Below are 24,266 nucleotides of genomic sequence, written 5' to 3' on the forward strand. Positions count from 1 at the left end.
CGCGCCAACTTGACTCAGATCAATCGGTCACCGCGCAGCGCCAATAGGCATAAGGCCAGGCCATGGTGAGCCCCGCGCGCCGGTACAGGGCCAGGGCCGGCAGGTTGCTGGCGTCCACCTGCAGGAACACCCCGGTGACCCCGCGCCGGCTGGCTTCGGTCGCCATGGCATGCAGGATGCGCCCCGCCAGCCCTTCACCCCGACGGGCGGCCGCGGTGCGCATCCCGTGCACGCCCAGCCAGCCGTGACCGAACGAGGCTGCACCACAGGCGACGGTCTGCCCCTGCTCCCGCACCGACGCATAGAGGGTGCCGGTGGCACGGGCGAGCAGGCGCGAGCGGCTGGCGCCATCGTCCGGATCCAGACCGGCGCCCAGGAACATGGCCATCCAGGCGTCATCGGGCGAGCTGTCGAGGTCGGCAGGCGGACCGCCCGGCGCGGCCAGCAGCGGCTGGACATCACCGGTCAGCGTCAGCGTCGGCTGAAGGCGCTGCCAGCCTCGCCGGGCCAGGGCCTCGTGCCATGGAAGGAACGCCGGCAGGTCCGGCAGCCGCAGCCGGGGCACAAAGCCCAGCGCGGTGTAGCGAGCGAGGATGGCGGGCAACAGCGCAAGTTCGTGGGAGCCGTGGTGCAGCGGCACTGCGCTTCGCGCGCGCCCCACGGTCCCGTGGTCCATGGGCAGCAGCCAGCCGCCGAGCGACTCCACCCGCTCGGGCGCGACCGCTTGCAGCGTCGCGCGTTCGATGGCTTCGATGGCGGCAGCGTCGGGCATGGCCAGGCCGCCAGCGCTCAGCTGTTGCGGGCCTGAATGCCCCAGCGCGCCAGCGCCGCGTCGTCACTGACACGGGCGTCGACCCAGCGCGCGCCCTCGGGCGTCTGTTCCTTCTTCCAGAACGGCGCCTGGGTCTTGAGGTAGTCCATGAGGAACTCGCAGGCCTGGAAACTCTGGCCCCGGTGCGCCGACGTCACCGCCACCAGCACGATCTGGTCGAGCGGCTGCAGGAGCCCCACGCGATGGATCACGCGCGCGCCGAAGATGTCGAAGCGCTGGTGCGCCTCGTCGATCATGGCCTCGATGGATTTTTCGGTCATGCCCGGGTAGTGCTCGAGCTCCATGGTGCTGACGCTCTGGCCATCGTTGCGATCGCGCACGGTGCCGATGAAGCTGCACACGGCGCCCACGCCCTTGTTCGCCTCACGAAGTCGGGCGACCTCGGCGCCGAGGTCGAAGTCTTCGGTCTGGATGCTGACGCGCATGCCCATCTCAACCCCCGGTCACGGGTGGAAAGAAGCCGACTTCAGCGCCATCGCACAGCGCGGCCGACTCCTCGCTCATGGTCTGGTTGAGCGCCACCCGCACCGACCTGCCTGGCGCCAGCGCATCGGCGTAGGCACCACCGCGGGCCACCAGTTCGGCGCGCAGCGCCGCCAGGGTGCCGGCTTGTGTGTCCAGCGTTTCGCCTCCAGTGCCCAGGGCCTCGCGGATGGAGGCGAAATAGCGCAGTTGAACTTTCATGCGAGCAGATCCGCAAAGGAAATGAAGGACACCGGATCGCCGTGGGCGATGGTGGTGCCGGCCGGGTTGTCCACCAGGCCATCGGCCCAGACGGCCGAGGTGAGCACGCCCGAGCTCTGGTTGGCGAACAGGTCGAGCCCGCCACTGGCGTTGCGGCGCACCCGAAGAAATTCACGACGCTTGTCGGCCCTGGCCAGCGTGAAGTGGGCGGGCAGCGTGGTGGCTTTCGGGGCGGGCGCATCCACGCCCTGCAAGCGAAGCAGGAAAGGCCGCACCAGCAACAGGAAGGTGACGAAGCTGGACACCGGGTTGCCCGGGAGTCCGATGAAGTGGCAGTGCTCGCCCGCCGCCGGGCCTGCGCCGGCGTCGCGCCGCACGCTGCCGTACGCGAAAGGCTTGCCGGGCTTCATGGCGATCTGCCACAGGTTCAGGCTGCCCAACTGCTGCACCGCCGGCTTGATGTGGTCTTCCTCGCCCACCGACACGCCACCACTGGTGAGGATCAGGTCGTGGTGATCGGCCGCAGACTTCAGGGCAGCCAGGGTGGCGTCGCGCTTGTCGGGCACGATGCCGAGGTCGCTCACCTCGCAGCCCATGCGGCGCAGCAGGGCGCGCAGGAAAAACCGGTTGGAGTTGTAGATCGCGCCGGGCTTCATGGCCTCGGGCAACACCTCACCCGGCATCACGAGTTCGTCGCCGGTGGAGAACAGCGCCACGCGCGGTCGCGCCACCACGCTCAGGTGCGCCAGGCCCAGACTCGCGGCCAGGCCCAGGCTCGCGGGTGACAGGCGCGCACCGCGGGCCAGCACCACCGCGCCACGCAACACGTCCTCACCCGCTCGACGGACCCACTGACCGGGCTGCGGCACCACCTGGATGTGCACACCGTGGATGTTGCCGCCCACCTCGACCGTGTCTTCCTGCATCACCACCGCATCGGCGCCAGCGGGCATGGGCGCGCCGGTGAAGATGCGTGCGCAGGTACCGGGCTCCAGCGGTTCGGCCGCATGACCCGCAGCGATGCGCTGGGTCACGGGCAGCACCTGACCGGGCCCGCTCACATCGGCGGCCCTCAGGGCGTAACCGTCCATGGACGAGTTGTCGTCGGGCGGCACCTGCAGCGCGGAGACGAGGTCCTGGGCCAGCACCCGTCCGTCGGCATCGAAGGTGGCCACCGTCTCGCAGGACTTCAGCGCAACAGCCCGGGACAGCAACTGCACCAAGGCATCGTCGAGCGACATCAGGGGCGGGCGCTGGTGCGGAGATGGGGGAGTGGTCATGGCAGGAAAAGCGGGGTGCGGTATTCGAAGCTGAGGGCATTGTCGACCAGCCAGGCAGCGATGTCATCGGCGCCGTTCAAATCCAGCACGGTGCACGGTGTGGCCGGTGGCAAGGCTTCGGGGCTGTCGGTGGCGATGGCAAGGACGTGTCGATCATCGGGAAACCGCAGCGGCTTCGCATTGGTCTGGCGCCACACCTCCACCTTGGGCAGATCGCTCTGTTTGAAGCCTTCCACCAGCACCCAGTCCACATCGGCGCGCAACTGGGCCAGCAGATCGTGCACCGAGTGCTCGGCGACGGTTTCCAGCTCGCGCATGAGCACCAGTCGCCGGGGCGAGGCGGCCAGCACCTCGAAGGCGCCCGCCTCGCGGTGCCGCCAGGTGTCCTTGCCCGGATGATCGATGTCGAAGCTGTGGTGCGCGTGCTTGACGACCGACACGCGTTGGCCGCGCAGCTTCAGCGCCGGGATCAGTTGTTCGACCAGCGTGGTTTTGCCCGACCCGGAGTAACCCGCGAATCCGACGACCTTCATGCGCTGGCGCAGTGCTCGGCGATGAAGGCCTGCACGGCAGCGGTGCTCGCCGGCATCAAGCGAACGCGTTTGGGCAGGTCTTCGATGCCTTCGAACTGCGGCGGTCGATGGGGCTGGCGGCCCAGTGCTTCAACGATGGTCTCGGCAAACTTGATCGGCAGTGCGGTCTCCAGCACGATCATGGGCGTTCCATCCTGCAAAAACTCGCGCGCCACCTTCACACCGTCGGCCGTGTGGGTGTCGATCATGACGCCGTGGCGCTGAAACACGTCACGGATCGTCTCGATGCGGTTGGCATGCGTGCTCTTGCCGCTGCGAAAACCGTGGCGGGAGGCGGCCTCGGGGAAGGCCGGATCGGCACCGAGGTCAAAACGGCCATCGCGCGACAGCGTTTCACCGAACAGCGCCTTCACGCGCACGCCATCGCGTCCGAGCAGGTCGAACACGAAACGCTCGAAGTTGCTGGCCTTGGAGATGTCCATCGAGGGGCTGGAGGTCTCGTGTGTGTCGGCGCTGGCACGCACACGGTAGACACCGGTGCGGAAAAACTCGTCGAGCACATCGTTCTCGTTGGTCGCCACCACCAGCTGCTCGATCGGCAAGCCCATCTGGCGGGCCACATGGCCGGCGCAGACATTGCCGAAATTGCCGCTGGGCACGGTGAAGCTCACACGATCCGATCGCCCTGAGCCAGTCGTTGGGTCGGTTGCCTGGAGATATCCAGCGAAGTAGTAAACCACCTGCGCGAGCAGCCGCGCCCAGTTGATCGAGTTGACCGTGCCGATCTTGTGCTGGCGCTTGAACGCCAGATCGTTGCTGACGTTCTTGACGATGTCCTGGCAGTCGTCGAACACGCCTTCGATGGCGATGTTGTGGATGTTCTCGTCCATCAGGCTGAACATCTGCGCCTGCTGGAAGGGACTCATGCGCCCGTGCGGGCTGAGCATGAACACGCGCACGCCTTTCTTGCCGCGCATGGCGTACTCGGCCGCGCTGCCGGTGTCGCCCGAGGTCGCTCCAAGGATGTTGAGTTGTTCACCGCGGCGCGCGAGCTCGTATTCGAACAGGTTGCCCAGCAACTGCATCGCCATGTCCTTGAAGGCCAACGTCGGCCCGTTGGACAAGGCCTCCAGCCAGACACCGTCTTCCAGTGGCTTCAGCGGCACGATCTGCGGCGTGCCGTACACCGCTTCGGTGTAGGTCTTCTCGCACAGCGCGCGAAGGTCGGCAGCGGGAATGTCGTCGATGTAGAGCGACAACACTTCAAAGGCGAGGGCCGCATAGCCCCCCGGCGCGCCGCCGTTGAACACGCCGCGCCAGCGCGCCAGGGTGGCGGCGTCGACCCGGGGGTAATGCTCGGGCAGGTACAGGCCGCCGTCGGGCGCCAGGCCCTCGAGCAGGATCTCGCAAAAATGCTTGCGCCCCGGATCACCGCGCGTGGAAAGGTACAACATCAGTTCAACTCTTCCTTGCGGATGCGCACGATCGGCGCCAGCACCGTGGGCAGCTTCTGCAGCTGTGCCAGGGCGTCGTTCAGGATCCCCTCGCGGGTGTCGTGCGTGAGGATGATCAGGTCGGTGGACGTGCCGCCTTCGCCGCTGACCTCATCGGCCTCGCGTTGCAGCACCGCATCGATGCTGATGCCGGCACCGGCCAGCAGCCCGGTCACCTGCGCGAGCACTCCGGCCTCGTCGGCCACGCGAAGCCGCAAGTAGTAACTCGTCACGACCTCGCTCATCGGCAGCACGCTCAGGTCGCTCATGGCATCGGGATGGAACGCCAGGTGCGGCACGCGGTGGTGCGGATCTGCGGTGTGCAGTCGGGTGATGTCGACCAGGTCGGCGATCACCGCACTGGCCGTGGGCTCGCTGCCCGCGCCCTTGCCGTAGTAAAGCGTGGTGCCCACGGCGTCGCCCTGCACCACCACCGCGTTCATCGCACCCTCCACGTTGGCGATCAGGCGCTTGGCCGGCACCAGGCTCGGGTGCACGCGCAGCTCGATGCCCTTGGCGGTTCGCTTCGTGATACCGAGCAGCTTGATGCGGTAGCCGAGCTGCTCGGCGTACTTGATGTCGGTGGCACCCAGCTGGGTGATGCCTTCCACATAGGCCTTGTCGAACTGCACCGGAATGCCGAAGGCGATCGCACTCATGAGCGTGACCTTGTGCGCCGCGTCCACGCCCTCGATGTCGAAGGTCGGATCGGCTTCGGCGTAGCCCAGGCGTTGGGCCTCCTTGAGCACCACCGCAAAGTCCAGGCCCTTGTCGCGCATCTCGGACAGGATGAAGTTGGTGGTGCCGTTGATGATGCCGGCGATCCACTGGATGCTGTTGGCCGTGAGGCCTTCGCGCAGCGCCTTGATGATGGGGATGCCACCGGCGACCGCCGCTTCGAACGCAACCATCACACCCCTGGCAGAAGCCGCGGCAAAGATCTCGGTACCGTGGACCGCCAGCAAGGCCTTGTTGGCGGTGACCACGTGCTTGCCGGCGGCAATGGCTTCGAGCACCAGCGCCTTGGCGATGCCATAGCCGCCGATGAGTTCGATCACGATGTCGATGTCGGGATTGGCGATGACGGCCCGTGCGTCGTTCACCACCTTCACGTCCGGGCCGACGATGGCCTGCGCGCGAGCGACGTCGAGGTCAGCCACCATGGTGATTTCAATGCCGCGACCGGCGCGCCGGCGGATCTCTTCCTGGTTGCGCTGCAGCACGTTGAAGGTGCCGCTGCCCACGGTGCCTATGCCCAGAAGGCCTACTTGGATCGGTTTCATGTCGGTCATGGTTGGTGTCGGAATATCAGGTGCCGTGGCGTTTGCGCCAGCCTTCGAAGAACCGCGCGACACGGCCGATGGCCTCGCGCAGGTCGTCCTCGTGCGGCAGGAAAACGATCCGGAAATGCTGGTTGTCGGGGTAATTGAAGCCGGACCCCTGCACCAGCATCACCCGCGTTTCCTGCAGCAGCTCAAGGAACATCTGCTGGTCGTCCTCGATCGGGTACATCTTCGGGTCGAGTCTGGGGAACATGTAGAGCGCGGCCGACGGCTTGACACAGGTCACGCCGGGAATGGCGGTGATCAGGTCGTATGCCAGGTCGCGCTGGCGCCGCAGCCGCCCGCCCTCGCCCACAAGATCGTTGATGCTCTGGTACCCCCCCAGCGCCGTTTGAATCGCCCATTGGCCCGGCACGTTGGCACACAGGCGCATGTTCGAGAGCATGTTCAAGCCCTCGATGTAGTCCCTGGCCGGCTTCTTGTCGCCAGAAACAACGAGCCAGCCCGCGCGATAGCCGCAAGAGCGGTAACTTTTCGAGAGCGAGTTGAAGGTCAGCGTGAGCACGTCGTCCGACAGGCTCGCCATGGCGGTGTGCTTGACGCCGTCGTACAGCACCTTGTCATAGACCTCGTCGGCAAAGATCACCAGACCGTGCTCGCGCGCGATATCGACGATGGCCTGCAGCAGGCTGTCCGAGTAGAGCGCGCCGGTCGGGTTGTTGGGATTGATCACCACGATGCCCTTGGTCGCTGGCGTGATCTTGCGGCGGATATCGTCCAGATCGGGCATCCAGCCATTGGCTTCGTCGCAGAGGTAGTGCACCGGTGTGCCGCCCGAGAGGCTCACTGCGGCGGTCCACAGCGGGTAGTCGGGTGCCGGCAGCAGCAGTTCGTCGCCGTCGTCCAGGAGCGCGTTGGTCGCCATCACGATCAGCTCGCTGGCGCCATTGCCCAGGTAGATGTCATCGAGGGTCACGCCCTTGATGCCCTGCGTCTGGGTTTCGTGCATCACCGCCTTGCGTGCCCCGAAGATGCCCTTGCTGTCCGAATATCCCGCCGAGTTCGGCAGATTGCGGATCATGTCCTGCTGGATTTCTTCCGGGGCGTCGAACCCGAACACCGCAAGGTTGCCGATGTTCAGGCGGATGATCTTGTGGCCCTCGTCCTCCATCTTGCGCGCCGCGTCCATGATGGGCCCGCGAATGTCGTAGCACACGTTGGCCAGCTTGGCTGATTTCTGGATGGTCTTCAAAGTCACTCCCTGGGGGTTCTGGGGTCGTGCGGGGCGTTGCTGCCTGTGCGCTGCGCCGGGCGTTATATTCGGTCTCGTGTGCAGGGAAAACCTGCAATTTGACCACAGTTCCGCACCCTGCCAGATTGGCCAACGCCCCATGAAACTGCACTCCGACAAGCTGGATATCCAGTCCGTCACCGGCTATGGCGATGGCTGGATCGCAGTGAACGGGCAACGCCATTTCCACAGCCTGGTGCTCACGCCCAAGGGGCAGTTGCTGCCCTGGCCATGTGCCCGCTTCGAGGCGCTTGAAGACCTGCACTTCAACCAGCTGATCGGACTCGCGGACGAACCACCCGAGCTTGTGGTGTTCGGCAGTGGAACGCGTCTTCGCTTCGCGCCTCCTGCCTTGTTGCGTGGCCTGATGGCACAGCGCATCGGCGTCGAAACCATGGACACGGCGGCCGCCTGCCGCACTTACAACATCCTTGCCGGCGAAGGCCGCAGGGTGGTCGCGGCGCTTCTGCTGGAGACCTGAGCGCACCGCAGGCATGCGGGGGCTCCACCGTGACGGGGGAGCCCAATCAGGGTAAAATAGCGGATTGTTTCCTGCCACGGGTCCCGGTGCCGCAACACCGGGTTCGCCGTGAAGCAGCCGGGAAGCCAACGCATCACCACCAACTTACGTCAGGGGTCCACGCAGTATGGCAGTCGTTGTCAATAAACCCATTCCAGAATTTGAATCGATGGCCACCGGCGGCATCAAGGTCAGCAACCAGACCCATCTGGGCCAGACCATCGTGCTGTACTTTTACCCCAAGGACAATACCCCGGGTTGCACGACGGAAGCCATGCAGTTCCGCGACAAGTACAAGGATTTCGTGAAAGCCGGCGCCCAGGTGTTCGGTGTTTCCCGCGACAACATGAAGTCGCACGATGAATTCAAGACCAAACTTGAACTCCCCTTCGAACTCATCGCCGATACCGAAGAAAAAATGTGCCACATGTTCGGCGTGGTCAAGAACAAGATCATGTACGGCAAGAAGGTGAAGGGCATCGAGCGCAGCACGTTCCTCATCGGCCCCGACGGCGTGCTCAAGCAGGAATGGCGCGGCCTCAAGGTGCCTGGCCATGTCGAAGACGTGCTCAAGGCCGTGAAGACGCTCAAGAAGGCTGCCTGAATTTCCGCCAGCCTGTGCGGGCAGATCGCGCAGGCGGGGCGTCACGGGACTCATGCATAATGATTTCATGACGCCGGGAAGCCTCTCAGCCACAATACTTCTGCCCTCCTCAAGCAGATCCCAAAGCCGCCTGGTCACCCCGGCGGCTTTTTGTTTTCCAGCTTCACGCTGAACACACCAGCCCACATGCCACTGCCCCCCGCACCCTCCAAACGCGCCGCCCTTCTCTCACCTGAGGCCTACAGCCTGCGAGCTGCCGACGAACCTTTCGAACCGGAGGTCGATGCCACGCCCATTCCGCCACTGCCGGCGGCAGCGCCCGTCCGGGCGGCTGAACGCGAGACCCCACCCCTGACCCCGCAGCCGGCGGCCCGAAGCGGCGCAAAGTCCGGCGGGCGTGGCCGCAAACCCGCTCCTGCGGCCATGCCGGAAGTGCCGCAGCGCGCCGAGATGGCGCCCGTGCCGGAAACTGCAGCGCCGGTCCAGGCCAACCCTCCGCAACGAAGTCCTCTGCAGGCCCAGGTCACACCGTCGGCCGGCAGCCGTCGGCGCACCGCGGGCAAGGGCGGATCGGGCCCTGCCAGGCTGTTTGTGCTCGACACCAACGTGTTGCTGCACGACCCGATGAGCCTGTTCCGGTTCGAGGAACACGACATCTTCCTGCCCATGATCGTGCTCGAGGAGCTCGACGGCCACAAGAAGGGCATGACCGAGGTGGCGCGAAATGGCCGCCAGACCAGCCGCACGCTCGACGCGCTGGTGGCGCAGCAAGGCGGCGAGATGACCAAGGGCCTCAAGCTCTCGGCCACCGGCCACCACGGCGCACGCGGACTGCTGTTCTTCCAGACCGAGCCCCTGGACAACGCCTTGCCCGCCAGCCTGCCCCAGGGCAAGGCCGACAACCAGATCCTGGGCGTGGTGCACGCATTGCGCGAACGCCATCCGCAGCGCGAAGTGATCCTGGTGTCGAAAGACATCAACATGCGGGTGAAGGCCCGCGCACTCGGCCTGGCCGCCGAGGATTACCAGAACGACAAAACGCTCGACGACGGTGAGTTGTTGTATGCCGGAGCGCTGGCATTGCCGCAGGACTTCTGGACCCGCCAGAGCAAGACCATCGAGAGCTGGCAAAGCGGCAGCCACACCTTCTACCGCGTCAGCGGTCCGGCGGTGGGGCAGTTCTACATCAACCAGTTCGTTTACTTCGAAGCGCCGGGCGAGCCTTCGCTGTATGCCCGCGTGACCGAAATTCGCGACAAGACGGCCGTGCTCAAGACCCTGAAGGACTACACCCACCTGAAGAACGCGGTTTGGGGTGTGACCAGCCGCAACCGCGAGCAGAACTTCGCGCTCAACCTGCTGATGGACCCGGAGATCGACTTCGTGACACTCGCCGGCACGGCCGGCACCGGCAAGACGCTGATGGCTCTGGCCAGCGGTCTCACACAGGTGCTCGATGACCGCCGGTACACCGAGATCATCATGACCCGCGCCACGGTGAGCGTGGGTGAGGACATCGGCTTTCTGCCGGGTACCGAAGAGGAAAAGATGGGCCCGTGGATGGGCGCGCTCGATGACAACCTCGAGTTCCTGGCCAAGGGTGATGGCGGCAACGCCGGCGAATGGGGGCGCGCTGCCACCAACGAGCTCATCCGCAGTCGCATCAAGGTCAAGAGCATGAACTTCATGCGCGGGCGCACGTTCATGAACAAGTACGTGATCATCGACGAGGCGCAGAACCTCACGCCCAAGCAGATGAAGACGCTGATCACGCGCGCCGGCCCGGGCACGAAGATCATCTGCATGGGCAACCTTGCGCAGATCGACACGCCCTACCTCACCGAGGGCTCGTCCGGCCTCACCTTTGCCGTGGACCGCTTCAAGGGCTGGCCGCATGGCGGGCACATCACGCTGGCGCGTGGCGAACGCTCACGTCTGGCCGATTTTGCGAGCGAAGTGCTCTGAAGCACTGGTTGGCGCCTTCATGAAAAAACCCGGCCGAAGCCGGGTTTTTTCATGGGTATCCACGGTCAGTAGTCACCGCCTCCGGCCAGGCTCTCGAACCGGGTGAGCATGTTCAGGAAGGCCAGCTTGACCGTGCCTGTCGGCCCGTTTCGCTGCTTGCCGATGATGATCTCGGCCACGCCAGGCTCCTTGCACGCGTCCTTGGTGTAGTACTCGTCGCGGTAGATGAACATGATGATGTCGGCGTCCTGCTCGATGGCGCCGGACTCGCGCAGATCGCTCATCATCGGGCGCTTGTCGGTGCGGGTTTCCACGCTGCGGTTGAGCTGGGACAGCGCGATGACCGGGCATTGCAGCTCCTTGGCCAGCATCTTCAAGCCCCGCGAGATCTCACCGAGCTCGGAGGCTCGGTTGTCGCCATCGCCACCGCTGCCGCTCATGAGCTGCAGGTAGTCCACCACGATCAGGCCGAGCTTGCCGCACTGGCGCGACAGGCGCCTCGCGTTGGCGCGCAGCACGCTGGTGGTCAGGCCCGGGGTTTCGTCGATGTGCAGCGAAACGTTGCGCAGCTTCTCGATGGCTTCGGTCAGGCGAGGCCACTCGTCGTCGGTGAGCTTGCCGTTGCGAAGGTGGGTCTGGTTGATGCGGCCGATCGAGCCGACGATACGCACCGCCAGCTGTGAAGCACCCATTTCCATCGAGAACACGGCCACCGGCAGGCCCTCGTTGAGGGCAACGTGCTCGGCGATGTTGATGGCGAACGCGGTTTTTCCCATGGAAGGTCGGGCAGCCAGCACCACCAGATCGCCGGCCTGCAGACCCGAGGTCATGCGGTCCAGATCGACAAAGCCGGTGGGCACACCGGTGATGTCGTTGGGGTTGTCGGCCATTTCCTGCACGCGGTCGAGCAACTCGACCACGAGCGTGTCCATGCCCTGAAAGCCCTCCTTCATCCGCGAGCCTTCCTCGCCGATGTTGAAGATCTTCTGCTCGGCTTCGTCCAGGATCTTGTCCACCGCCTTGCCCTGCGTGTTGAACGCTGCGGTCGCAATTTCGTCGCTGGCAGCGATCAGCTTGCGCAGGATGGCGCGCTCCCGCACGATCTCGGCGTAGCGGCGGATGTTGGCCGCGCTCGGCACGTACTGCGCGAGCGAGTTCAGGTAAGCCAGACCACCGGCGTCATCGGCCTTGCCCAGGTTCTGCAGGTGCTCGAACACGGTCACCACATCGGCCGGCTTGCTGGCGTTGACCAGCGTCGCGATGGCCGAATAGGTCAGTCGGTGTTCGTAGCGGTAAAAGTCGGAGTCGTTGACCAGGTCGGCCACGCGGTCCCAGGCGGCGTTGTCCAGCAGCAGGCCGCCCAGCACGCTGGATTCGGCTTCGATGGAGTGCGGGGGAACGCGCAGCTGGGCGATCTGGCGGTCGGAGCCGCCGACCTCGTCCAGGCCGGTGTCAAAGGAAGAGAAGGAACTGGAAAAGACAGCGGACATCGGCGTGCGGAAAGTAAACGGGAATGGTACGCGCCGGACCCCGGAAAGTCATGGGAAAAGTCTGTGGACAAGTCCGGTAAAAGCGGTGGATGACCGACGGCGGTCCCGGGTCTGCCCCGTGGGCACGAGAAAGAAAAAAGCCGCGGCCCGAAGGGCGGCGGCTTTCAAAGGCAGCGCTTGCGCGCCCGCGCAGCACTCAGGCGGTTTCGCCAAGCACCGACACGTTGAGGTCAATGGTGACATCGGTGTGCAGGTTCACGCTCACCGTGTAGTCACCCACGTTCTTGAGCGGGCCGTTGGGCATGCGGACCTGGGACTTCGCAACCTTGAAGCCTTGCTTGTTCAGCTCTTCGGACACGTCGTGGTTGGTCACGGAGCCGAACAGGCGGCCGTCAACACCAGCCTTTTGCGACAGCTTCACCGTCACGGCGGCGATTTTTTCACCCAGGGCCTGGGCTTCGGCGTGTTTGGCAGCGGCCACTTTTTCGAGTTCGGCGCGGCGCGCTTCGAATTCGGCGATGGCGTTTTGCGTGGCACGGCGGGCGCGGCCTGACGGGATCAGGAAGTTGCGGGCATACCCGTCCTTGACCTTGACCACATCGCCGAGGGCGCCGAGATTGACAACTTTGTCGAGCAGGATGATTTGCATGTCAGGCTCTCTTTCAGACGCGGTGCTGGTCGCTGTAAGGCAACATGCCCAGGAAGCGCGCGCGCTTGATGGCGGTGTTGACCTGACGCTGGTAGAAGGCACGCGTGCCGGTCAGGCGCGCGGGAATGATCTTGCCGTTTTCGGCGATGAAGTCGCGCAGGACATCGACGTCCTTGTAGTCGACTTCTTCGACGTTGGCCACCGTGAAGCGGCAGAAGCGCTTGCGCTTGAACAGCAGCGATTGGGTGTTGCGCTTGGGGCGCTTGTCTTTGTTGAAACGTTTGGGTGACGCCATGATGGGCCTTCCTATGTCTTGCTGAAATCTTGGATGTGGAACACCACGCCTTTGCCATTGCGCGCGTTGGTCAGAAAGCCGTGAAACTCACAAACCGAATCAAGTCCCTGTCGGGAGAGGATCTCGGCATGCGACCCGAAGGCGATGGCCCTGAGTTGCAGTTTCACTTGCCTGGGGGCGTCCAGTTCGACGATCTGTGACTCGTGTTCGAGCACGAGGTTGACAGCCGGTATGCCTGCCGGTGTGTATCGCAGGCTCTGCACCTGCACCACGACGGCCGACAATTGTGTCTGGTTCACCCGTTGACGTTAACGCGCACCGGGCATCAAGCCTGGGCCTGTTCCTGCGGTTGGTGCTGGTGCTGATGCTGCTGGGCGGGCTGCTGAAGCTTGCGGGCTTCCTCGCGCTCGACCGACTTCATCATGGACGATGGGCCGGTATCGGCTTTCTTGCGCAGCACGGTCAGGTGGCGCAGCACGGCATCGTTGAACTTGAAGGCGTGCTCCAGTTCGGCCATCACGGCCTGATCAGCCTCGATGTTGACGCACAGGTAGTGGGCCTTGGACAGCTTGTTGATCTGGTAAGCCATCTGGCGACGGCCCCAGTCTTCAACGCGGTGGATCTTGCCGCCGCCGGCGGTGATCATGCCCTTGTAGCGTTCCAGCATGGCTGGAACCTGTTCGCTTTGATCCGGATGGATCAGCAAAACGATTTCGTAATGACGCATGGACTCTCCTTGTGGATTCGCCCGCCCCTGAAGGCGGGCCTGGATTGAAGCTGCCCCCAGCGTCAGATGGGGTGCAGCAAGGCAAGCCCGCGATTCTAGCAAGAAACCCGGCCAGTCGCGAAACTGGCCGGGTTCCTGGGCTCACCAGCCGCCAGGGCGGCGGGTGAGCCGGGTTGACTGAGTCGGTGCTCAGTTCATGCGCAGGCTCGGGTAACGCACGTGTTCCACCAGCTGCTGGATCTTGCGGTTCGGGGCCGGCGTCACCAGGCTGAGCAGGATGATCACGGCAAAACCCAGTGGCACGCCGAAGATGCCGGCCGAGATCGGCTGGATGCCGAACCACAGTTCCACCGGCGAGGTCACGCCGAAGAGGCCGCGCATCCAGGGCTGGGTGGTCACCATGTAGTAGAAGGTGATGCCCAGGCCGGCGATCATGCCGATGGAGGCGGCGATGCCGGTGGCGCGTTTCCAGAAGATGCCCAACACCAGCGCCGGGAAGAACGCCGCCGCCGCGAACGAGAACGCCGCCGAGACCAGGAACAGGATGTCCGCCGGTTTCTGCGCCGCCACATAAGCCGCCGCCAGGGCCACGATCAGCAGCAGCATCTTGGAGATGGTGACGCGGCGGGCGGTGGAAGCGTTGGGGTCGATCATCTTGTAGTACAGGTCGTGCGACAGCGCGTTGGCAATCGTCAGCAGCAGGCCGTCGGCGGTGGACAGCGCAGCGGCCAGGCCACCAGCGGCCACCAGGCCCGAAATCACGTACGGCAGGCCACCGATTTCGGCCGTTGCCAGCACGATGATGTCGCCACCGATCGTCATCTCGTTGAGCTGCAGGATGCCGTCCCTGTTGATGTCGGTGATCGACATCAGCGAAGGATCCACCTTGTTCCACGAGGCCACCCAGGCGGGCAACTGATCGATCGGCGTGCCGACCACCACGTTGAACACCTCGTACTTCACCAGCACCGCCAGGGCCGGCGCCGTGAAGTACAGCAGGAAGATGAAGAACAGCGACCAGGTCACCGACTGCCGGGCTTCCTTCACGCTGGGCACCGTGTAGTAGCGCATCAGGATGTGCGGCAGCGCGGCGGTGCCGATCATCAGGCAGAAGATCAGCGCCAGGAAGTTGCGTCGCGACGTGTCGTAGGCCGCCACCGCCTTGGCGTCGCCGTTCGGGTCTCCGGCGAACTGCTGGGCGTGCGGGGGCATGCCGTTGAGCGGGCGTGACTTGGCGTCAGCTGCCGCCTTCGCACGGGTCCATGCGGCCTTGGCTGCAGCTTCGTCCTTGGGCAGGTCTGCGATCGCCTTCTCTGCGGCAGAGATCTCGCTCGACGGCGCATTGGCTGCCCGCAGCTGGGCCAGCTTGGTCTCCGCTGCGGCCTTGTCGGCCACCAGCGCAGCCGCCGGGTCTTTCAGCTTCTCGGCCAGTGCGTCGGAGCGCGCCTTGAAGATGCCACGCACTTCCAGTTCTTTCGGGTCGGCGGCGAGCAGCTTCTCCTTGGCCGTGACCTTCTCCAGCTGGAAGCCGTAGATGGCCTGCGGCACAGGCACGCTGGTCTGCTTCACCGAGAGCCACACCACCGGGATCATGTAGGCCACGATCAGGATGATGTACTGCGCCACCTGCGTCCAGGTCACTGCGCGCATGCCGCCGAGGAACGAGCACACCAGAATGCCGCCCAGACCCAGGAACACACCCAGCTCGAACGCCACGCCGGTCAGGCGCGACGTGATCAGGCCCACGCCGTAGATCTGCGCCACCACGTAGGTGAACGAACACAGGATGGCAGCGAAGATGCCGATGAAGCGGGGCAGGTTGCCACCGTAGCGCTCACCCAGGAAGTCGGGAATGGTGAACTGGCCGAACTTGCGCAGGTAGGGCGCGAGAAACAGCGCCACCAGGCAGTAACCCCCGGTCCAGCCCATGATGAAGGCCAGTCCGCTGTAGCCGGTCAGGTAGAGCGTACCGGCCATGCCGATGAACGACGCTGCCGACATCCAGTCCGCGCCGGTGGCCATGCCGTTGTAGACGGCTGGAACCCGTCGTCCGGCCACGTAGTACTCGGCCGCATCGGTGGTGCGGCTCATGATGCCGATGCCGGCATACAGGCCGATGGTGGCGAGCAGGAAGATGAAGCCGATCCACTCGCGGGAAAGACCCATCTGCTCGAGGATCGCAAGCACGACCACGAAGACGAAGAAGCCCCCCGTGTACCACTTGTAGACCTTGTTGAGTTGTTGCTTGAACGCGCGATTGGACTCGCCCGCGCTCATGCCGGCTTTGGTTTCGAACATGCCTGCCATGGTGTTACTCCTCGATCTCTTCAACACCGTGTTCGATGTCGAGTTTGTTCATGTACCAGGCGTAGTACCCAATGATCACGCAGTACACCACCAGGGCGCCCTGGGCACCCACCCAGAAACTGAACGGCCAACCGAAAAAGTTGAAGCTCAGCTCACGTGCAAAGTAGCTCACCACGAACGTCACGACAAACCAGATTGCAAGCAATATGGCCGTGATGTTGAGGTTCTTCCGCCAGTAACGGCGGTGCTTGTCAGTCAGTTCCATGCCATCGACCTCCATCAAGATCACCCTCTCGGGCACATCACGAACGCCACCCAATCCCCCAGGCAGCCTGCAACCGGTCCGCGTTTCTCGGAAACCGACTCCCGTCGGCCTCCCCTTTTGTTGGCTGCACAGCGGCAGCGCGATCTCAGGCCTGGGCTTGCCCGAGTCCGGTCTCGCGCTCCAGCTGTGCCGCCACTTTGGGCTCGAACTTTCGAAGGTGGCGAATGATCTTCGCCGCCTCGTCGGGCTCTTGCCGGTCCACATGAACGCGCGCCAGCTGATACCAGCCGTAGGGGCTCATGGGTTGCAGTTCGGTGTTTTTCCGCAGCGCGGGGATGGCTTCATCGAAGCGGCGCTGGCGGATGAGACTCAGGGCCAGGCCGTACCAGGCCCGGTCGAGTTGGGGATCGATTTCGGTCGCGCGGCGGAAAGCGGCCTCGGCCTCTTCCAGCTGACCCATTTCCTCGCTCAGAAAGCCCAGGTTGAACCAGGCGGCAGCTTGCCCGGGCTGCAGTTCCACGAGCCGCTGCAGTCCCTGCAGGGCTGCGGCCTTCTCGCCCAGCTCGGCCAGCACATGTGCCCGGGTGGCCAGTGCATACACATCGCAGGGGTCGGCAACCAGCAAGGCGTCGAGTTGCGCCAGCGCGCCAGCGCGGCGACCGAGCACGAGCAGGCCCCGAACCTGCCAGCGCACGAACCAGTGGTTCACGGGATTCATTGGCACAGGCTCACCCCGATCTTGAGGCAGTGGTTGATCTTGGCGATCGTCGCGCCCACCCACACAAAGACCAGAATGCAAAACGCCACCAGGGGCAGGTGGCGTTCAAGCACGAATTTGGGGGTGACCAGGCGGGCCACCTGAACAAACGGTTTGCCAACCTGCTGCAGCACCTGATAGAAGAGGTTCTGGTCTCGTTTCTGACCCGCCAGCAGGCCCAGCACCCACTGACCGAACAATGCCAACAACGCGATTTCAGCGATCAGCTTGACGGACGAAATGAAGAAGAGCATGGGGCCTTCGAGGGAGTTGGCGCCATTCTGGATTCGCACCTTACCGACTTCTTACAAAGCCGTCGCCACACCCTTTGAGGCAGGTCAAACCCTCTAGGGATTTACCCGCATTTCCCTATGCAGCAAGGGTTTAGGATCCAGAAAGGATTCTTAAGTCCTACTCACACCACCACCGATGACCACCCTTCCTTCCGACGAACACCCACCCGCAACAGGCGTCAGCGACATGGGCGGCGGAGGCGCCGACCCGGCGCTCACCCTCATGACCACGCCGGTGAGCGCCTTGATCAAACGCGCCCCGATCACGCTGCCGCCGCAGACGACGATCCGTGCCGCCGCGCAGCTCATGAACGAGCAGCGGGTGTCGTCCATCCTGCTGGTGGAGCAAGGCCACCTCTTTGGCCTGATCACCGACCGCGACCTGCGCAACCGCGTGATCGCGGCCGGCCTGGACACCTCGCGTCCGATCATGGACATCGCCACGCTGGCGCCGTTCTTCGTCAACCTGAACGACCCGGCGTTCAATGCCCTGCTGCTGATGGCGCGCCACAACATCCACCACGTGCCGGTGCTCGATGGCCAGCGGATCGCCGGCATGATCACCGCGACCGACCTGACCGAGCAGCACAGCACGTCGGCGGTTTACCTGGCGGGCGACATCTACAAGCAGACCAGCGTGGAGGGTCTGCAGCGCGCCAGCACCCGGATCCGGGCCCTGCAGCAAAGCCTGGCAGCGGCCGATGCGACCGCCTACAACACCGGCCACATCATCACCGCCATCACCGACGCCATCACCACCCGGCTGCTGCAACTGGGCGAAGCGCGGCTGGGTCCGGCGCCGGTGGACTACGTCTGGGTGGCGGCGGGCTCCCAGGCCCGCAGCGAGCAGACCGCCAAGTCGGACCAGGACAACTGCATGGTGCTCGACGATGCGTTCGACGAGGCCCTGCACAGCGACTACTTTCGCCAGCTCACGCATTTCGTGTGCAGTGGCCTGGACGCCTGTGGCTATGTGTTCTGCCCCGGGGAGATGATGGCCATGACCGACACCTGGCGCCAGCCGCGTGCACGCTGGGCCGAATACTTCCGGCGCTGGACCAGCGAACCCGAGCCCAAGGCGCTTATGCTCACCTGCGTGTTTTTCGACCTGCGCGCCATTCACGGCCAGAGCGCGCTGCTCGACGGTCTGCGCCGCGACGTGCTGCAGCGCACCCGCGGCAACACCCTCTTCCTGGCCCACATGGTCGGCAACGCCCTGACCCACCAGCCCCCGCTGGGCATGTTCAAGGGCCTCACGCCCGCGCGCAGCGGAGAGCACAAGGGCACCATCGACCTCAAGCACACCGGCGTGGTGCCCATCGTCGATCTGGCGCGTGTCTACGCGCTCGCCGGCGGACACGCCGAGGTCAACAGCCACGACCGTCTGCTGAGTGCCGCAGACGGCGGCGACATCAGCCCGCAAAGTGCACGCGACCTGCGCGACGCACTGGAGTTTCTGGCCGCACTGCGCATCCAGCACCAGGCACGCCAGATCGCGCAGGGTGAGGCGCCCGACAACTTCCTCGACCCGGCGGAGATCTCCAACTTCGAGCGCACACAACTCAGGGATGCGTTCCAGGTGGTGCAGACGCTGCAAAGCGTCCTGTCCAACCGCTACAAGTTCTGAGGAAACACGGGAGGGACGTGACCCGCGCCGGGGGTCACTGCTTCAGTACTTCAGGCGGGCGTAGTAGGTCTTCTGGGCCGCTTCCCGCGCCTGGCCAAGGGTGTGGATGCCCTGTTGCGCCAGCAAGGGGATCAGCTTGATGAACACCTCGGCCGTGACCATGGCGTCCCCCATCGCGGTGTGGCGTCCGATCACCGTCACATCGAAGCGCTCGGCAATGGCCTCCAGGCGGTGCGAGTCCTGGTTGGGGTGGATCACCGCCGACAGCAGCAAGGTGTCGAGCACCGGCTGGTCGAACACCACGCCGGTGGACTTTTCCTTGAGCTGCAGAAACCGCATGTCGAACGCCGCGTTGTGCGCCACCAGCACCGTGTCCTGGGCAAAGGCATGGAACGCAGGCAGCACCTCGCTGATTTTCGGCTGGCCCACCACCATCGCCGGCTGGATGCCGTGGATCGGTATCGAGGCCGCCGGAATGCTGCGCTGCGGGTCCACCAGTTGCTCGAAGCATTCCTGGCGCAGCAGCTTGCCATTGACGATGCGAGCCGCCCCGATCTGGATGATTTCGTCGCCCTGCGAGGGCTCCAGTCCGGTGGTCTCGGTGTCGAACACGGTGTAGACCAGATCGACCAGACGGCGCTCGTCGAGCGAGCGCGTTTGCTCGGTTGTCTTGAACAGATCGAAGTCGTAGTACTCGGGCCGGCTCTCGTTGCGCACGAAGTTGACGGCGTCGCTCTGGTCACGGGGGTCGGCCAGCGGCAGCAGGATGCGAAAAAACGCCTGGTGGCGCGATCGTTCGCGCTCGAACCAGAAGGCACCGCCATGGCGCTCCACCACGTCGCGCACCGTCAGGCCCGTGGCCTCGCTGCCCGCCGTCATGGCGTCCATCTCCCAGCTCATCACCGTCTCGTTGCTCATGGCCTGGCCCGACCACACCAGGTCGAGCTGCGCCTTGCCCGCACTGCCCGAAGCGTGGTCCAGGCGCAGCTGCACAAAACGCACCGAGAACTCATCAGCCAGGCGACCGGCGAGATACACCAGCACCTGCAGCAGTGAAAAACTCTCGACCTTGAGCCACAGCGCGGGGTTGACTTCCAGAACCGAGGTCTGCAGGCCGGTCACGATCTCGATGCGGCGCAAGGCCGCCGACACCAGGTCGGCGCCCAGCATGTCTTCGAGCGGCCAGCGCGTCTTCAGGCTCTTTGCCGCGTCGGCCTCGATGGCAGCGATGCGGCGCACCAACCCGGTGGTTTCCTCGCGGATCACCCGCAGGAAGCGTTCCCGGGCGGCCGCCTCCAGCTCGGGGTGGTCGAGCACATCGAGCGCGGCCTGCGTGTTGGCCAGCGCCGAGCGCGTGCCCTCGGTCAGGGTGTGCAGCACCCGGTCGCGCGCCGACTCGGCCTCGAACTCGCGGGTGATGTTGTCGAGCATCAGCACAAAGCCGGTCAGCTCGGCGCGGTCGGCCGCGTCTTCGGCCGCCTGGGCCTGGCTGGAGCGCACCGGCGCCATCTGCACACGCAGCAACTGGCCGACAGCGGTCGTGGTGACGAACTGGGCCGAGGGCTGCGCCACGCCCGAGAGCATGCGCTGCTGGATGGTCTCCAGCGCATGGGCCACCAGCTTGCGCTCGAACACCGCGTAGATCGAGCGGCCCAGGCCGATCAGCTCGGCGCCACCGGCCACCTCGGGCGCTTGCGACAACGCGCGGAACTGCAGCCGCGCGCGCTGGTTGTAGAGCAGGATGCGGCCATCGAGATTGCACACCACCACGCTTTGCGTGAGCTCGGACATCAGCGCGGCCAGCCGGCTCTTTTCCTGCTCGATGTTGCGGCTGGCCTCCTGCACCCGGGCTCCCATCTCGTCGCGCAGGCGGGTGCGCTGCTCCACCAGCTGGTTGATCACGCCGGTGATGGCCCGGTTCTCCGCGCTGCCCTGGGCCGGCAGGGTGCGGGCCACGTCGGTGCGCACCAGCACCATGCCTTCTTCCATCAGCTGGGCGGCGGGTTCGATGAAGCGGGCGACCAGCGAGCGCATGGCAAAGGCCAGCACGCCGAGCAACACCACCAGCATCATCGCCACCAGGGTGCTGCTCGCGACCAGCACCCCGGCCAGCACACGGCGCTGCTCCAGGTCCAGCGTCGACCACACGATGCCCGCCGTCAGCCCCAGCCACAGCAGCAGCGCTCCACCGGCCAGCGCCACGCCCAGCCAGACCCGCCGGTCGACCCGACGCCGGCTCATGCGGCCGGCTCCAGCAATTCACGCACCTTCTGCACCAGCTCCTTGGTGGAGAACGGCTTGGTCATGTAGGCGTTGGCGCCCAATGCCAGGCCCTTGGCGATGTCGGTGTCGCGGCCCTTGGCGGTGAGCATCACGATGAGGGTGTCGCTCAGGGCCTCGTTGGCGCGCACCTCGCTGCACACGTCAAAGCCGGTCTTGACGGGCATCATCACGTCGAGCAGCACCAGCGCCGGATGCTCGCGCACGATCGCGTCGATGGCTTCCTGCCCGTCGCGCGCCAGCACCACCTCGAAGCCTTCGCGCTTCATGAGGAATTCCAGCGAGATCAGGATGTTGGGTTCGTCATCGGCAATCAGTATCTTGTGGCTCATGTCGCGTCTCCTTTCGCACTGTGCGTTGTTGTTGTCGATAACTGTCGCGGCAGCCAGAAACCGAACACGGCGCCCTGCCCCACCTCCGAGCGCAGCCACATGCGGCCGCCGAAATGCGCCACGATCTGGCGGCTGATCGGCAGACCCAGTCCGGTGCCTCCCGGGCGGTAGTGCGCATCACCCCCCACCTGGCGAAACTTCTCGAACACCATGGCCTGCTGATCGGGCGCAATGCCCGGGCCGTTGTCCTGCACCTCGACCTCCACGCCCTCCCCGCTCTCCCGCAGCCGCAACACCACCTGCCCGGTGTCGCGCGGCGCGTACTTGGCCGCGTTCGACAACAGGTTGAGCACCACCTGCATCAGGCGGTCGGCGTCGGCATGCAGAACACCCACCCGCTCGGGCAGTTCCAGCTGCAAGGCCACGCCGCGCTCGCGAAACGGCTCGGCCATGGTGCTGGCGGCCTGCTCCAGCAGACTGGTCATCTCGACCTCGTTGTCATGCCACTCGGCGTGACCCGACTCGATCTTGGCCATGTCCAGCACCTGGTTCACCAGCCGGCTCAGCCGCTCGGTTTCGGCCACGATGATGCCGACAAACTGCTGGCGCTGCACAGGCTCCATGTGCACATCGTCGCGCATGAGTTCGGCCAAAGCCCTGATCGAAGTCAAGGGTGTGCGCAGTTCGTGGGTCACCGACGACATGAAGTCGTCCTTGAGGCGGTCCAGGCTCTTGAGTTGCTCGTTGGCCTGGCGCAGTTCGGCCGTGGCGCGCTCCAGCGACTGTGATTTCTCCTCCAGCGCGTGCGAATAGGCGCGCAGCTGCGAAGCCTCGTCCAGGATGCGCATCACATCGTCGAGGTCCAGCGCCTCCTCTTCCACCACCGACGCGACCATCACGCGGGCCGAGGCGCTGCCGATGGCGCCCGCCAGCTGGGTCTCCACAAAGTGCACCAGCCGCGCATCGGCCGGAATCTGGTCGATCTGCCGTGCCCCCACGCGCAGGGCGTAGTCGGCAAACAGGCGCTGCGCGGCCTCGACACCCAGGAAACGTCCCACCAGCGGCAGCAAGGCCGACACCTGCGCCTTGCCTTGCCAGAACACCGGGCGCGAGGCCGGCGTGCGGTGAAAGACGTCGACAAACAGCAGCGCCTGGCTGGTTTCGCGCGCGGTGGGTGAGCGCCAGAGCGACACGCCCACATAACCCGCCACGTTCGCCAGCAGGCTCCAGATCAGCGAGTGCGTCAGGTTGTCCAGCCCGGCCAGGCCCAGAAAGGCCTCGGGGCGCAACAACCACCAGCCAAAGGGCCCCTGCTCCATGAAGCCCGCGGTGAGCCAGCCCGACTTCACGAGCGAGGGCAGCATGAGCGTGTAGGCCCAGAACGCAAAGCCCAGCAGCAGGCCGGCCAGCGCCCCGCGCTGCGTGCCGCCCTTCCAGTACATGCCGCCCAGCAGCGCGGGGGCGAACTGCGCCACCGCGGCAAAGCTGATGAGGCCGATGCTCACCAGCGCATAGGCCTCGCCGGCCAGGTGGAAGTAGAGATAGCCCAGCAACAGGATGCCCAGGATCGCCAGCCGCCGGATGCGCAGCAGCACCGCGGTGAGGTCGCCGCTGGCGCGCGCGCCGAAACGGCGCATGCGCAGCAGCAACGGCATCACCAGGTCGTTGCACACCATGGTGGAGACCGCGATCGCCTCCACGATCACCATGCCGGTGGCGGCCGAGAGACCGCCCACGAAGGCAAACAGCGCCAGCGCACTCTGGCCCTGCGACAGCGGCAGCGAGAGCACGAAGGTCTCCGGGTCCATGCGGCCGGGGCCGAAGTGCAGCAGGCCACCGAGCGCGATCGGCAACACGAACAGGTTGATGAGCAGCAGGTACAGCGGGAACGCCCAGACCGCACGCCGCAGGTGGTTCTCGTCGACGTTCTCCACCACCATCACCTGGAACTGGCGCGGCAGGAAGATCACCGACAACATCGCCAGCAAGGTCAGGCCCAGCCACTGCGCGTAGGCAAACGGCTGGCCCTGGCCGAACTGCATCAGGCGGCGCAGTTCGTCCACCGCGTGCGCCTGGTCAAACAGCGCTGCCGGGCTGGCGAAGAGACCGAAGCAGACAAACAGCCCGACCGCCATGAAGGCCACCAGCTTGACCACCGACTCGAACGCGACCGCCGCCACCATGCCTTCGTGGCGCTCGGTGCTGTCCAGATGGCGCGCGCCGAAGACGATGGTGAAACCCGCCAGCGCGATCGCCACGTACAGCGTGCTGTCGCTCCACCAGTCGGCGCTCTGAACCGCCGGCATGCCCAGTGGCGACGTGAGCACCGCATAACCACTGGCGATGGCCTTGAGCTGCAGGGCAATGTACGGAACGATGCCGACCACCGTGATGAGCGTCACCAGACCGGCCAGCAGCGGGCTCTTGCCATATCGGCTGGCAATGAAGTCGGCGATGGAGGTGATGCGGTAGGTCTTGGCGATGCGGATCATCTTGCGCACCACCATCCAGGCCAGCAGCATGGCCAGCATGGGACCGAGGTAGATCGGCAGGAACCACACACCCGAGTTCGCAGCGCGCCCCACGCTGCCGAAGTAGGTCCAGGCGGTGCAATACACGGCCATGGACAAGGCGTACACCCAGGGGCTGGAGATCACCGACCGGCCCTGCGCCGCCCGCAAGTCGCCCCAGTAGGCCACCGCGAACAGCAGCAGCAGGTAGGCAAAGGAAACGCCGATGACCAGCGGTGCCGAGAGCAT

General features: G+C 65.2%; 24 protein-coding genes. 4 read left to right on the top strand and 20 right to left on the bottom strand.

Translation table 11 applies throughout. The annotated features are described in order from the left end of the window. Positions 1–19: 19 nt before the first annotated feature. The 8 genes from QUV35_RS01585 to QUV35_RS01620 are packed head-to-tail and all read right to left on the bottom strand — an operon-like array spanning position 20 to position 7,357. The gene (locus tag QUV35_RS01585; protein WP_300870381.1) at positions 20–772 is read right to left on the bottom strand and encodes a GNAT family N-acetyltransferase; all 753 of its coding nucleotides are present in this window, start codon (positions 770–772) and stop codon (positions 20–22) included. 17 nt (positions 773–789) lie between these two features. Further along, a complete protein-coding gene (moaE, locus tag QUV35_RS01590) occupies positions 790–1,263 on the bottom strand; it encodes a molybdopterin synthase catalytic subunit MoaE (RefSeq protein WP_300870382.1) in 474 nt (157 codons plus the stop codon). Position 1,264: 1 nt separating this feature from the next. Further along, positions 1,265–1,516 (bottom strand): MoaD/ThiS family protein, encoded by a 252-nt coding sequence (locus QUV35_RS01595; protein ID WP_300870383.1) that lies wholly within the window; start codon positions 1,514–1,516, stop codon positions 1,265–1,267. Further along, positions 1,513–2,796: a gephyrin-like molybdotransferase Glp gene (gene glp, locus QUV35_RS01600; RefSeq protein ID WP_300870384.1), complete on the bottom strand. Its 1,284-nt coding sequence runs from the start codon at positions 2,794–2,796 to the stop codon at positions 1,513–1,515. Before glp ends, QUV35_RS01595 begins: the two co-directional genes overlap by 4 nt. Further along, positions 2,793–3,329, bottom strand: coding sequence for a molybdopterin-guanine dinucleotide biosynthesis protein B (mobB, locus tag QUV35_RS01605; protein WP_300870386.1), 537 nt, complete (start codon positions 3,327–3,329; stop codon positions 2,793–2,795). The genes glp and mobB overlap by 4 nt, the downstream gene beginning before the upstream one ends. Continuing rightward, entirely contained in the window at positions 3,326–4,783 is a 1,458-nt protein-coding gene (gene thrC / locus QUV35_RS01610; protein WP_300870387.1) for a threonine synthase, read from the bottom strand. Before thrC ends, mobB begins: the two co-directional genes overlap by 4 nt. Then, the gene (locus tag QUV35_RS01615) at positions 4,783–6,105 is read right to left on the bottom strand and encodes a homoserine dehydrogenase (RefSeq protein WP_300870388.1); all 1,323 of its coding nucleotides are present in this window, start codon (positions 6,103–6,105) and stop codon (positions 4,783–4,785) included. The genes thrC and QUV35_RS01615 overlap by 1 nt, the downstream gene beginning before the upstream one ends. Before the next feature lie 25 nt (positions 6,106–6,130). Further along, on the bottom strand, positions 6,131–7,357 hold the full coding sequence (locus QUV35_RS01620; protein ID WP_300870389.1) for a pyridoxal phosphate-dependent aminotransferase: 1,227 nt from the start codon (positions 7,355–7,357) through the stop codon (positions 6,131–6,133). 139 nt (positions 7,358–7,496) lie between these two features. Between QUV35_RS01620 and QUV35_RS01625 the strand changes: the two genes are divergently transcribed. The 3 genes from QUV35_RS01625 to QUV35_RS01635 all read left to right on the top strand — a co-directional run bounded on the left by QUV35_RS01625 (position 7,497) and on the right by QUV35_RS01635 (position 10,485). Then, positions 7,497–7,877: an Mth938-like domain-containing protein gene (locus tag QUV35_RS01625; protein WP_300870390.1), complete on the top strand. Its 381-nt coding sequence runs from the start codon at positions 7,497–7,499 to the stop codon at positions 7,875–7,877. Positions 7,878–8,043: 166 nt separating this feature from the next. Next, positions 8,044–8,520: a peroxiredoxin gene (locus QUV35_RS01630; protein ID WP_300870391.1), complete on the top strand. Its 477-nt coding sequence runs from the start codon at positions 8,044–8,046 to the stop codon at positions 8,518–8,520. 186 nt (positions 8,521–8,706) lie between these two features. Then, a complete protein-coding gene (locus QUV35_RS01635) occupies positions 8,707–10,485 on the top strand; it encodes a PhoH family protein (protein ID WP_300870392.1) in 1,779 nt (592 codons plus the stop codon). 65 nt (positions 10,486–10,550) lie between these two features. Here the strand turns inward: QUV35_RS01635 and dnaB are convergent, their stop codons facing one another. From dnaB to QUV35_RS01680, 9 genes are all read right to left on the bottom strand, one after another. Then, positions 10,551–11,975 carry a replicative DNA helicase gene (dnaB, locus tag QUV35_RS01640; RefSeq protein WP_300870393.1) on the bottom strand — a complete coding sequence of 475 codons (1,425 nt, stop codon included), beginning with the start codon at positions 11,973–11,975 and terminating at the stop codon, positions 10,551–10,553. Positions 11,976–12,171: 196 nt separating this feature from the next. Beyond that, positions 12,172–12,624, bottom strand: a complete 453-nt coding sequence (gene rplI / locus QUV35_RS01645; protein WP_300870394.1) for a 50S ribosomal protein L9 — start codon at positions 12,622–12,624, stop codon at positions 12,172–12,174. A gap of 13 nt (positions 12,625–12,637) precedes the next feature. Next, on the bottom strand, positions 12,638–12,919 hold the full coding sequence (rpsR, locus tag QUV35_RS01650) for a 30S ribosomal protein S18 (RefSeq protein WP_056276851.1): 282 nt from the start codon (positions 12,917–12,919) through the stop codon (positions 12,638–12,640). Positions 12,920–12,930: 11 nt separating this feature from the next. Next, positions 12,931–13,218: a primosomal replication protein N gene (priB, locus tag QUV35_RS01655; RefSeq protein WP_300870395.1), complete on the bottom strand. Its 288-nt coding sequence runs from the start codon at positions 13,216–13,218 to the stop codon at positions 12,931–12,933. A gap of 26 nt (positions 13,219–13,244) precedes the next feature. After that, the gene (gene rpsF, locus QUV35_RS01660; RefSeq protein ID WP_300870396.1) at positions 13,245–13,646 is read right to left on the bottom strand and encodes a 30S ribosomal protein S6; all 402 of its coding nucleotides are present in this window, start codon (positions 13,644–13,646) and stop codon (positions 13,245–13,247) included. Positions 13,647–13,835: 189 nt separating this feature from the next. After that, a complete protein-coding gene (locus tag QUV35_RS01665) occupies positions 13,836–15,953 on the bottom strand; it encodes a sodium:solute symporter family protein (RefSeq protein WP_300870397.1) in 2,118 nt (705 codons plus the stop codon). A gap of 4 nt (positions 15,954–15,957) precedes the next feature. Continuing rightward, on the bottom strand, positions 15,958–16,218 hold the full coding sequence (locus QUV35_RS01670; protein WP_300870398.1) for a DUF4212 domain-containing protein: 261 nt from the start codon (positions 16,216–16,218) through the stop codon (positions 15,958–15,960). A 145-nt stretch (positions 16,219–16,363) separates the two neighbouring features. Continuing rightward, positions 16,364–16,936: a tetratricopeptide repeat protein gene (locus QUV35_RS01675; RefSeq protein ID WP_300870399.1), complete on the bottom strand. Its 573-nt coding sequence runs from the start codon at positions 16,934–16,936 to the stop codon at positions 16,364–16,366. Next, positions 16,933–17,229 (bottom strand): hypothetical protein, encoded by a 297-nt coding sequence (locus tag QUV35_RS01680; protein WP_300870400.1) that lies wholly within the window; start codon positions 17,227–17,229, stop codon positions 16,933–16,935. The genes QUV35_RS01675 and QUV35_RS01680 overlap by 4 nt, the downstream gene beginning before the upstream one ends. A gap of 175 nt (positions 17,230–17,404) precedes the next feature. On the opposite strand from QUV35_RS01680, the gene QUV35_RS01685 reads away from it, so the two are divergent. Continuing rightward, positions 17,405–18,895, top strand: a complete 1,491-nt coding sequence (locus QUV35_RS01685) for a putative nucleotidyltransferase substrate binding domain-containing protein (protein ID WP_300870401.1) — start codon at positions 17,405–17,407, stop codon at positions 18,893–18,895. A gap of 42 nt (positions 18,896–18,937) precedes the next feature. Here QUV35_RS01685 and QUV35_RS01690 read toward each other — a convergent pair whose 3' ends face one another. The 3 genes from QUV35_RS01690 to QUV35_RS01700 are packed head-to-tail and all read right to left on the bottom strand — an operon-like array spanning position 18,938 to position 24,266. Then, the gene (locus QUV35_RS01690; protein WP_300870403.1) at positions 18,938–21,136 is read right to left on the bottom strand and encodes an exonuclease domain-containing protein; all 2,199 of its coding nucleotides are present in this window, start codon (positions 21,134–21,136) and stop codon (positions 18,938–18,940) included. Further along, complete coding sequence (locus tag QUV35_RS01695; protein WP_300870404.1) at positions 21,133–21,507, bottom strand: response regulator; 375 nt, start codon at positions 21,505–21,507, stop codon at positions 21,133–21,135. The genes QUV35_RS01690 and QUV35_RS01695 overlap by 4 nt, the downstream gene beginning before the upstream one ends. After that, positions 21,504–24,266, bottom strand: a complete 2,763-nt coding sequence (locus tag QUV35_RS01700) for a sensor histidine kinase (protein ID WP_300870406.1) — start codon at positions 24,264–24,266, stop codon at positions 21,504–21,506. The genes QUV35_RS01695 and QUV35_RS01700 overlap by 4 nt, the downstream gene beginning before the upstream one ends.

The sequence above is a fragment of the Hydrogenophaga sp. genome (assembly GCF_030373225.1).
Lineage (GTDB): Bacteria > Pseudomonadota > Gammaproteobacteria > Burkholderiales > Burkholderiaceae_C > Hydrogenophaga.